Origin of the sequence: Yersinia sp. 2542 StPb PI, assembly GCF_048593855.1 — a bacterium.
GTDB lineage: Bacteria > Pseudomonadota > Gammaproteobacteria > Enterobacterales > Enterobacteriaceae > Yersinia > Yersinia enterocolitica_E.
Genome location: NZ_JAZGQA010000150.1, coordinates 1 through 10,992 on the forward strand (window position 1 = coordinate 1; position 10,992 = coordinate 10,992).

Sequence of the window (10,992 nt, forward strand, 5' to 3'; positions counted from 1 at the left end):
AAAAACAATTTGCTGCTGTTATACCGGAAGAGTATCCGTTTGGTCTCACTATTGCTTGCTTTAGTGCATTATATATAAGTTTCTTTCTATTATTTGAACTGGATGATGCCGTTATTTCCCTGATGTTACTGTCGTGGATTTTCTTTTTACTGGCAAGGTGGCATTGGCCGGTTGTGATGTTAAATTTATTAGGCGTCATCGGCGTATTTTGGTTTTTCGCATCAGGTTTTGTCGAGATGAAACATCATAAGAATATTATTATTAACGCGCTAATTAAGGTTTCCTTGCTGGACAGTATTCTGTTTCTTATTTTCTCATTAAGCTTATTTATTAATATGCTGTTTTGGTTGGAGGCATGGCAACGGGAGCGGTTGTCCACCATTACCAACATTGTGCGATAAAAAATGCCGGTTGGGTTTCCCCTGACCGGCATTTTTGCTATTTCCTGACAATTTAGTTATTCCCTGACAACCACTTTCGTCAGAGAACTCTGTCATACATCAAATCATTTCACTTGCATGCCGGGTTGGGCACCACTGTCTGGGCTAAGCAGGAAGATATCTTTACCGCCAGGGCCTGCTGCCATCACCATACCTTCTGAAAGACCGAAGCGCATTTTGCGTGGTGCCAGGTTAGCCACCATCATGGTCAATCGGCCTTCCAATACTTTCGGGTCAGGATAGGCAGAACGGATGCCAGAGAAGACCTGGCGAGTTTGGCCGCCGATATCCAAAGTCAATTTCAATAACTTATCAGAGCCTTCAACAAATTCTGCCTGCTGAATCAGCGCAATACGCATATCCACTTTAGCAAAATCATCAAAACTGATGGTTTCCTGAATCGGAGAGTCAGCTAATGGCCCGGTGGCTACCACTGTTGGTGCCATATCCGCTTTAGACGAAGTAACCATTTCGTTAACTTTATCTAAATCGATACGATTGAACAGGGCTTTAAAGGTATTGATCTGATGGCCTAACAGCGGTTGTTGAATGCTATCCCACGTCAGTTCGGTATTGAGGAAAGCCTCAGTACGTTCAGTCAGCGATGGCAATACCGGTTTCAGGTAAGTCATCAGTACGCGGAACAGATTGATACCCAAGGAGCAAACCGCTTGTAGGTCGGCATCGCGACCTTCCTCTTTCGCTATCACCCACGGGGCTTGTTCATCAACATAACGATTGGCAATATCAGCCAGTGCCATGATTTCACGGATAGCTTTGCCTGATTCGCGGCTGTTATAGGCATCTGCAATGCTGATAGCCGCATCAGTGAAGGTTTTATACAGCACCGGATCTGCCAACTGGTCGGCTAATTTACCGCCAAAACGTTTATTGATAAAACCTGCATTACGCGAAGCCAGATTCACAACTTTATTGACGATATCGGTATTAACACGCTGGACAAAATCTTCCAGATTTAAATCAATATCATCAATGCGTGAAGAGAGTTTCGCGGCGTAGTAATAACGCAAGCAATCAGCATCAAAGTGTTGCAGGTAGGTGCTGGCTTTAATGAATGTGCCGCGTGATTTCGACATTTTCGCGCCGTTTACCGTGACATAACCATGAACAAAGATATTGGTCGGTTTGCGGAAATTGCTACCTTCCAACATGGCAGGCCAAAACAGGCTATGGAAGTAAACAATGTCTTTACCAATAAAGTGATAAAGATCGGTTTCAGAACCTTCACGCCAGAACTCATCAAAGTCCAGATCGCCGCGCTTGTCGCACAGATTCTTAAACGACCCCATATAGCCGATTGGGGCATCCAGCCAGACATAGAAATATTTACCTGGCGCATCCGGCACTTCAAAACCGAAGTAGGGCGCATCACGGGTGATATCCCACTGTTGTAGGCCAGACTCAAACCATTCTTGCATTTTGTTCGCAACTTGCTCTTGCAGCGCACCAGAACGCGTCCAGGCTTGTAACATATCGCTGAAGGCCGGCAGGTCGAAGAAGAAATGTTCAGATTCGCGCATCACCGGAGTCGCACCAGAAACCGCCGATTTTGGGCTGATAAGTTCAGTCGGGCTGTAGGTTGCGCCACACACTTCACAGTTATCGCCATATTGATCTGGCGCTTTACACTTCGGACAGGTGCCTTTGACAAAACGATCGGGCAGGAACATGCCTTTCTCAGGGTCATAGAGCTGAGAAATGGTGCGATTCTTGATATAACCGTTTGCTTTCAGACGGCTGTATATCAGGCTCGACAGTTCACGGTTTTCATCACTGTGAGTGGAGTGATAGTTATCATAACTGATAGCGAAACCGGCGAAATCCTGTTGGTGTTCCTGGCTCATTTCGGCAATCATCTGCTCTGGTTCGATACCCAGTTGCTGAGCTTTCAGCATGATCGGGGTGCCGTGGGCATCATCTGCACAGATAAAATGAACCTGGTTGCCGCGCATTCGCTGGAAACGGACCCAGATATCTGCCTGGATGTGCTCGAGCATGTGGCCGAGATGTATAGAACCGTTAGCGTATGGTAGCGCGGACGTCACCAATATTTTTTTCGCGACTTGAGCCATAGTGGGAAATTGCTTTCTTTATGTCGATTAAAGGGTCTTTGATGTTAACCGATATGCTGGCTTGCCGCTAGGGTAAGGCAACCCGCACTTTGCCTTAAGTCATAATCGGTTTACTTTGGTGACACAGGGGCAACTGAGTTCTGGTACACTATCATTGGTTAATAACGATAAATTCAAGGAGCCGGGATGAGCCCAAAATCCCCCGAGCAGACCACCCCTGACCTGCTGCAATCACAAATTTCAAAGGTTCTTACGGCCTTTACTCACCCAACCTTGCAAAAGGATCTCCATACCCTGCGTGCTATCCACCATTGCGCCTTATTGGACAATGTGTTGCATATCGAGCTGGTGATGCCGTTTGCCTGGCAATATGGTTTTGATGCATTGAAAGAGTCGGTCAGCGGGGAATTGCTGGCAGTGACTGGTGCTAAAGCTATTGATTGGAAGCTGTCACATAATATCACCACGCTCAAACGTGCCAATGATCAGCCGGGTATCAAAGGCGTGCGTAATATTGTGGCTGTCAGTTCGGGTAAAGGTGGTGTGGGGAAATCCAGTACCGCCGTTAATCTGGCACTGGCATTGGCGGAAGAGGGGGCCAAAGTCGGCATTCTGGATGCCGATATTTATGGCCCTTCCATTCCCAATATGCTTGGAACCATGAATCAGCGGCCAACGTCCCCTGACGGCAAGCATATGGCACCGATCATGGCTCACGGTCTGGCGACTAACTCGATTGGTTATCTGGTCACTGATGAGAACGCTATGGTGTGGCGCGGCCCGATGGCCAGTAAGGCATTAATGCAGATGCTGCAAGACACCTTATGGCCGGACTTGGATTATTTGGTGATTGATATGCCACCGGGTACCGGTGATATCCAGTTGACGCTGTCGCAAAATATTCCGGTGACGGGAGCATTGGTGGTGACAACGCCACAAGACATTGCCTTAATCGATGCCATGAAAGGCATTGTGATGTTTGAGAAAGTGCATGTGCCAGTGTTGGGTATTATTGAAAATATGAGCATGCATATTTGCAGCAATTGCGGCCATTTGGAGCCTATTTTCGGCACCGGCGGGGCGGAGAAACTGGCGCAGAAGTACCATTGCAAACTGTTGGGCCAAATTCCATTGCATATTTCTTTGCGCGAAGATCTTGATCGCGGCGAACCAACGGTTATTAGCCACCCTGACAGTGAATTTGCTGATATCTATCGCCAACTGGCATCAAATGTGGCGGCAGAGATGTACTGGCAAGGGGAAGCTATCCCAACGGAAATCTCATTCCGCGCGGTGTAACAGCCGCTAACCCCCCTGCGGCGTCAAAGACGCAAAATTATACCCAAAGTCATTGGCGTTGCAGGTAGGCAGCAAACGAATAAACCCCGATGAGCTGACATAGGTCAGTAATTCGGGTGCGTGAGAGCCGCTAACACCCCTGCGGCGTCAAAGACGCAGGGTATAGTGCTGGCATCAAACCCGCTAACTCCTTATAATTGCCGCGCTCGAAGCACCTAGCGTGCTTTGTCTCCCCTCACACTTCGTAATCAGGTCTTTAATTTTATGACTGACAAAGCACACCAGTGCGTCATTATCGGGATAGCGGGTGCCTCAGCCTCCGGAAAAAGTCTTATCGCCAGCACGCTGTATCGCGAATTACGCGAGCAGGTAGGTGACCAACATATCGGCGTTATCCCTGAGGATGGTTATTACAAAGACCAGAGTCATCTGTCAATGGAAGAGCGGGTCAAAACCAACTATGACCATCCCAGTGCCATGGATCACAACTTATTGCTGGAGCATTTGCAATCGTTGAAAGCAGGCCGGTCGATTGAACTGCCGCTTTACAGTTACACTGAGCACACCCGCAAAAAAGAAACCGTCCATTTAGAACCCAAAAAAGTGATTATTTTGGAAGGGATCTTGTTGTTGACCGATATCCGTCTGCGTCAGGAGATGAATTTCTCGATCTTTGTTGATACCCCGCTGGATATCTGCCTGATGCGCCGTATGAAGCGTGATGTTAATGAGCGTGGTCGTTCGATGGACTCTGTGATGGCGCAATATCAGAAGACTGTGCGTCCAATGTTTCTGCAATTTATAGAACCATCCAAACAATATGCTGACATTATCGTTCCTCGCGGTGGTAAGAACCGAATTGCGATCGATATTCTAAAAGCGAAAATCAGTCAGTTCTTTGAGTAATGTTCGTCTGGACCTTTGCTTCTTAATATGGCAGCTTGCGTAGTAGATAAGCTGTAACATGCGAATTTTGATGGAGATTTTAGCAATGAGACTGTGCGATCGTGACATAGAAGCCTGGCTGGACAGCGGTAAATTAGGTATTGATCCCCGCCCACCGGTAGAACGTATCAATGGTGCCACAGTCGATGTTCGCTTAGGCAACCAATTCCGTGTATTCAATGGTCACACGGCGGCATTTATTGACTTAAGCGGCCCGAAGGATGAAGTCAGCGAAGCGCTGGAACGAGTCATGAGCGATGAAATCAATCTGCCGGAAGGGGAGGCATTCTTCCTGCATCCAGGGGAGTTGGCGCTGGCAGTGACACTGGAGTCGGTGACAATCCCTGATGACTTGGTCGGCTGGCTTGATGGTCGTTCCTCATTAGCTCGCCTTGGATTAATGGTGCATGTTACCGCACACCGTATAGATCCGGGTTGGCAAGGCAGGATTGTGCTGGAGTTCTATAATTCAGGTAAGCTGCCATTGGCGCTACGCCCAGGGATGTTAATTGGCGCGCTGAGTTTTGAACCACTCTCCGGCCCAGCAGCGCGCCCTTATAACAGCCGTCAGGACGCAAAATATCGTGGTCAACAAGGTGCTGTAGCCAGTCGTATCGATAAAGATTAGCCATTTCTTGCGCAAAGTTTAGCCTGTTTGGACTTTTTAGCCTGATTAGACAAGAGGATGTCATGAGACGATTACTGACGACGTTAATTATCCTGCTGGTTGTGTTAGTTGCAGGGATGAGCGCATTAGTATTGCTGGTTAATCCTAATGACTTTCGCGCCTACATGGTCAAACAGGTAGAGAGAAAAAGTGGTTATCAGTTGCAACTGGAAGGGGATTTGCGCTGGCATGTCTGGCCCCAGCTTAGCATTATTGCTGGCCGGACCGCGCTGACTGCCCCCGGTGCGGCGGCACCGGTTGTCAGTGCTGAAAATATGCGGCTGGATGTCAAACTTTGGCCTCTATTATCACATCAACTTGAAGTAAAACAGGTGATGTTGAAAGGGGCGGTTATCCGCTTGACGCCCGACAGTGAAGCCCAACAACAGCCTGACGCTCCTGTTGCACCATCCGGTAATGTGCCTGTTAATGAGCACCGTGCCTGGAAGCTCGACATTAATAAAGTACAAATCGCTGATAGCCTGTTGATTTGGCAGCGGGCAGACAATGATCAAGTCAATGTACGCGATATCAATCTTGAACTTCAACAAGATGCCCAACGCCAAGTACATATCTCTCTCTCCAGCCGTGTTAACCGTAACCAACGTGATGTGACTTTCTCACTGGTCGCGGATGCAGACATGCGCCATTATCCACAGCAGTACAGCGCCAATATCAGCCAATTCAGTTATAAATTGGAAGGTGCGGATATTCCTGTTGGCGGCGTGAGCGGCGAAGGGACACTACAAGCCAGTTATCAACACGATATTCAACAATTATTGCTGAACCAACTGAGCTTCTCGGCTAATAACAACCAGTTGACGGGGACCGCCAAGGCCACCTTGGGGGAGGTACCCGATTATGTTATCAATTTGGCTGCCGACAATCTTAATCTGGATTCTATTTTTGGTTGGGAGTCTAAAAGTACGGTTGCCAGCAAAGAAACGGCCAAACAGCTTGCCGTGACAGCGCCGGTGATTGCGATTCAGGCTGATGATGATGTCGGGCAGGACTTGCAGGCATTACGCGACTTTACCGCCCAAATATCGCTAACGGCGAATAACCTGGTCTATCGGGCGATTAAAATCAGTCAACTCAATCTTCAAGCCTCTAATCAGCGCGGGAATGTAGAGATTAGCCGCTTAACCGGTAGTGCGGTTGAGGGCGATTTTTCGTTGCCAGGCTCACTGGATGTGACGGGCAAGAGGGTCCTGGCTACCGTTAACCCAGTGATAAACCATATGGAATTGGGGCCGGTTCTATTGGCCGCCGGTTTGCCGCCGATGATGACGGGCAAATTTTCCATGAAAGCGCAGTTGTCTGGTGATGGCCTCAATGTTGAGGCATTCAACCACCGTTGGCAGGGGGATGCGCAGTTCGGCATGACTAATGCGCGGCTGGAAGGGCTGAATATTCAACAGCTTATTCAACAGGCGGTGACTCGCAGTTCCAGTGATGTCAAAGGTCAGGATCGTTATGAGCGTTATACTGAGGTTACACAGCTACAAGCGAGCCTGGCGTTGCACCGAGGATCAATGAAAGTCAGTAATCTTAGTGCCGATTCGGCGTTGATTTCTATTAAAGGTAATGGGTCACTTAATTTACCCGCACAGCAATGTGATATGAATCTGGCGGTGCGGGTTATGCAAGGCTGGAGCGGGCAAGATAGCCTGGTAAAAATGTTGCAAGCTACTGATATCCCTCTGCGCATTTATGGTCCGTGGACTCAGCTTAGCTATCAATTGAATGTCGAACAGTTGTTGCGTAATGAATTACAGCAGCGAGCTAAAAAAGCACTCAATGATTGGGCAGAGCGTAATCAACAAAACCGTGCTAGCAAAGATCTTAAAAAGCTTATCGATAAGCTTTAATTACCCATTATCTCCGATAGGCATGGCTGTTTATCGGAGATAATGACGGCATACTGTTATCTATTTGTTGTATGATTGTTCACCAATCTCGCCATTCAAAACATAAAATCCTCTCTCTTGCTCACAAACTACTATTTGTTTCTAAAATCTCTGCGAATCATTGATAGATGTCATAAACTCGCCGATGGACTTTGGGCAGAGTGCAGAGCCATTTAAGTATTTTAACGATAATAATGCTGAAGCAATATTTAGCAACACACAGCAACAGGCAAGATTCAGAGAGGGTATATGTTAGATCTTTTGATTGGGATAGTCGTGGCCGTAGGTGTAGGCCGTTATATTATTAAAGGCTATTCAGCAACAGGTGTGCTGATGGTCGGTGGCTTACTGCTATTAATTATCAGTGCCTTGATGGGCAAGAATGTATTACCTGCCAGTGCGACCTCAACCGGCTGGCGGGCGACGGACATTGTTGAATATGTCAAAATCTTGCTGATGAGCCGTGGTGGCGATCTTGGCATGATGATCATGATGTTATGTGGCTTTGCGGCTTATATGACCCATATCGGTGCCAATGATGTCGTGGTTAAGATTGCCTCTAAACCACTGCAAATGATCAATTCCCCATACTTACTGATGGTTGCGGCTTATCTTGTGGCTTGCTTGATGTCGTTGGCGGTATCATCGGCAACCGGGTTGGGCGTGTTACTGATGGCGACACTGTTCCCAGTGATGGTTAACGTCGGTATCAGTCGGGGTGCCGCAGCTGCAATCTGTGCATCACCGGCGGCAATTATTCTCGCGCCAACCTCAGGCGATGTGGTACTGGCAGCGAAAGCCTCTGAGATGCCATTAGTCGATTTTGCTTTTAAAACCACCTTACCTATCTCTATTGCCGCGATTGTCTGCATGGCTATCGCGCACTTCTTCTGGCAGCGCTATCTGGATAATAAAAGTCAGGAAAAGCATGAGATGATGGATGTTAATGACATCACCACCAATGCGCCGGGTTTCTATGCCATTTTACCCTTTACCCCGATTATCGGCGTGCTGATATTTGACGGTAAATGGGGGCCGGAACTGCATATTATTACAGTGTTGGTGATTTGCATGCTGATTGCCGCCGTCATTGAATTCTTACGCAGCTTCAGTGCTAAAACAGTATTTACCGGCCTTGAGGTGGCTTATCGTGGCATGGCCGATGCGTTTGCTACTGTAGTAATGCTTTTGGTTGCCGCCGGGGTATTTGCACAAGGGTTGAGTACCGTTGGTTTTATCAGTGGTCTGATTGGGCTAGCTCAATCTTTTGGTACCGGTGGCATTATTATGATGCTGGTACTGGTGGTGATTACGATGCTGGCGGCTATGACCACCGGGTCAGGCAATGCGCCGTTCTATGCGTTTGTTGAATTGATTCCAAAACTGGCAGCTCAGATGGGGATAAATCCAGCCTATCTGGTTATTCCGATGCTACAGGCTTCAAATTTGGGGCGTACTTTATCCCCGGTTTCGGGCGTGGTGGTTGCTGTTGCTGGTATGGCAAAAATTTCACCATTTGAAGTGGTGAAACGCACCTCGGTACCGGTTTTAGTCGGGTTGGTGGTGGTGATTGTTGCCACTGAGATTCTGGTGCCTGTGCACTTGTAATCACAATCTATCACGATAAAAAAGCCGGGCGAGTTTACCCGGCTTTTACGCCAAATCACGACGGTTTATTACACTTCATAATCTGGGTCAGGCACTTTCAACGGTGTTATTTTTACCTTCAAGATACGATGGCTGCTGACTTCCAACGGCTCAAATAGGTAGTCACCAATTTTCATCTGTTCACCGACCTGCGGGATGCGCTGGGTATACTCCATGATTAACCCGGCCAAGGTGTGATATTCACGTTTATCATCGATAGGTAGCGGCAGATAGAGCACCAAATCTTCCAGCGGCATATAGCCATTCGCAATCCAGCAACCATCCTCGGTTTGCTGAATATCATGACGGGCATCCAACTCTTCACCGGCCACGGGCAGATTACCGGCAATGGTTTCCATCACATCGGTCAGGGTAACCACCCCTTCGATGGAACCAAATTCATCCACGACAAAGGCAAAATGCGTCTGTGCCTGACGGAACTGCTCTAATGCCATCAACAGCGAAACCTGCTCGGGGAAAATCAACGGTTGGCGAATCAATGCGCGTAAGTCGAGCTTTTCATCTGCTAACTGCTGCCTTAATAAATCAATGACGTGAATAACACCCAAGGGTTCATCGGTCGAACTATCTTCAGTAACCACAATTCGGGTATGCAAATTTTTTGTCAGCAACTGAGTCAGTTTCTCTGGCGGATCGTTAAGATCCAGATACTCAACATCATGCCGTGATGTCATGATGCTGCTCACGGTACGTTGCGCCAGCCCCAACACCCGTTCAATCATGCGGCGTTCCTGCTCATTGAACACCTCTTGGCCGACACTGGTATTATCAGCGATCAGGTTAGCAGTATGGTTATCCAGCTCGGCCTCTTCGTGTTTGCCACTTAGCATACGTAACACTGCTTCTGCGGTTCTTTCACGTAACGGTCTAACCGTTGACAAAAAGCGACGGCGATTGAATTGTGCGAATTGATTGAGCGATTCAATAATGACGGAGAAACCAATCGCAGCGTACAGATACCCTTTTGGAATATGGTAACCAAAGCCTTCAGCCACTAAGCTGAAACCGATCATCAGTAAGAAGCTCAGACAGAGTATGACAATGGTTGGATGCGCGTTGACAAAACGGGTTAATGGCTTACTGGCCAACAGCATCAAACCTATGGCAATACACACCGCAGCCATCATGACCGCGAGGTGGTCTACCATACCGACGGCAGTAATAACCGAATCGAGCGAGAATATGGCATCCAGCACCACAATTTGTGCGACGACCGGCCAGAACCGTGCGCCTTTGCGCTGCTGACCTTGATGCTGGTCCTTGCCCTCAAGCCGCTCGTTTAACTCCATGGTGGCTTTAAAGAGCAGGAATATCCCACCGACTAGCATGATTAAGTCACGGGCGCTGAACGGGTGGCCAGATAAGGTGACCAAGGGAGCCGTTAATGTGGCCAGCCATGAAATACTGGCTAACAGCACCAAACGCATCAACAGTGCGCACAGTAAACCGGTAACTCTGGCTTTATCTCGTTGATGACGTGGAAGCTTTTCTGCCAAAATGGCGATAAATATCAGGTTGTCAATGCCTAATACAATTTCGAGCACGACCAGCGTTGCCAGTCCTGCCCAAATAGTAGGATCTGCGATCCATTCCATATATCCAATTTCACCTTTGATTTCTACGGCTTATGCCGCCAAAGTGAATAATGGGCGCTGATAAGCTAAAATTCAACATCCAATCATGTAATAACCTACACTGATTGCAAATGGCGCAAATAATCAACAGCAACAAAAAGTGGAAAAGCATTGCTTAAATAGATTGAAAAACAATCAATTAAGCAGTTAAAGCATCCAGCCATAAAATATATTTGTTCGGTTTATTCTTAAAATAGCTAAAAGAGTCTTATAAATCGGCAAATTACGGAAGGTTGGCTGAACAAAATGTTAATGTGGAATATAATACGGCATTAGGGCGTTAATTTTTTATTTTTCCCCAGTTAACATGTATTAGTAACACATTGAAATAATATA

General features: G+C 47.5%; 7 protein-coding genes and 1 pseudogene. 6 read left to right on the forward strand and 2 right to left on the reverse strand.

Annotated features, from left to right (window positions below; translation table 11 throughout):
• Positions 1–401 (forward strand): annotated as a pseudogene (locus tag V1952_RS16220) (hypothetical protein); the annotation flags it as partial.
• A 104-nt stretch (positions 402–505) separates the two neighbouring features.
• Here V1952_RS16220 and metG read toward each other — a convergent pair.
• On the reverse strand, positions 506–2,533 hold the full coding sequence (gene metG / locus V1952_RS16225; RefSeq protein ID WP_372558458.1) for a methionine--tRNA ligase: 2,028 nt from the start codon (positions 2,531–2,533) through the stop codon (positions 506–508).
• Positions 2,534–2,719: 186 nt separating this feature from the next.
• On the opposite strand from metG, the gene apbC reads away from it, so the two are divergent.
• From apbC to dcuC, 5 genes are all read left to right on the forward strand, one after another.
• Positions 2,720–3,832: an iron-sulfur cluster carrier protein ApbC gene (gene apbC, locus V1952_RS16230; RefSeq protein WP_083159354.1), complete on the forward strand. Its 1,113-nt coding sequence runs from the start codon at positions 2,720–2,722 to the stop codon at positions 3,830–3,832.
• A gap of 264 nt (positions 3,833–4,096) precedes the next feature.
• Complete coding sequence (gene udk / locus V1952_RS16235) at positions 4,097–4,738, forward strand: uridine kinase (protein WP_083159353.1); 642 nt, start codon at positions 4,097–4,099, stop codon at positions 4,736–4,738.
• Between the two features lie 85 nt (positions 4,739–4,823).
• Complete coding sequence (gene dcd, locus V1952_RS16240; RefSeq protein ID WP_032906849.1) at positions 4,824–5,405, forward strand: dCTP deaminase; 582 nt, start codon at positions 4,824–4,826, stop codon at positions 5,403–5,405.
• A gap of 62 nt (positions 5,406–5,467) precedes the next feature.
• Positions 5,468–7,315, forward strand: coding sequence for an outer membrane assembly protein AsmA (gene asmA, locus V1952_RS16245; RefSeq protein WP_420075114.1), 1,848 nt, complete (start codon positions 5,468–5,470; stop codon positions 7,313–7,315).
• Between the two features lie 288 nt (positions 7,316–7,603).
• Positions 7,604–8,962, forward strand: a complete 1,359-nt coding sequence (gene dcuC / locus V1952_RS16250; protein ID WP_005187706.1) for an anaerobic C4-dicarboxylate transporter DcuC — start codon at positions 7,604–7,606, stop codon at positions 8,960–8,962.
• Positions 8,963–9,030: 68 nt separating this feature from the next.
• Here the strand turns inward: dcuC and V1952_RS16255 are convergent, their stop codons facing one another.
• Positions 9,031–10,617 (reverse strand): TerC family protein, encoded by a 1,587-nt coding sequence (locus V1952_RS16255; RefSeq protein WP_372558460.1) that lies wholly within the window; start codon positions 10,615–10,617, stop codon positions 9,031–9,033.
• Positions 10,618–10,992 lie beyond the last annotated feature (375 nt).

Excerpts from the sequence above, each read along its gene's own strand:
- metG (WP_372558458.1), bottom strand. The coding sequence starts at position 2,533 with ATGGCTCAAGTCGCGAAAAAAATATTGGTGACGTCCGCGCTACCATAC.
- apbC (WP_083159354.1), top strand. The coding sequence starts at position 2,720 with ATGAGCCCAAAATCCCCCGAGCAGACCACCCCTGACCTGCTGCAATCA.
- udk (WP_083159353.1), top strand. The coding sequence starts at position 4,097 with ATGACTGACAAAGCACACCAGTGCGTCATTATCGGGATAGCGGGTGCC.
- dcd (WP_032906849.1), top strand. The coding sequence starts at position 4,824 with ATGAGACTGTGCGATCGTGACATAGAAGCCTGGCTGGACAGCGGTAAA.
- asmA (WP_420075114.1), top strand. The coding sequence starts at position 5,468 with ATGAGACGATTACTGACGACGTTAATTATCCTGCTGGTTGTGTTAGTT.
- dcuC (WP_005187706.1), top strand. The coding sequence starts at position 7,604 with ATGTTAGATCTTTTGATTGGGATAGTCGTGGCCGTAGGTGTAGGCCGT.
- V1952_RS16255 (WP_372558460.1), bottom strand. The coding sequence starts at position 10,617 with ATGGAATGGATCGCAGATCCTACTATTTGGGCAGGACTGGCAACGCTG.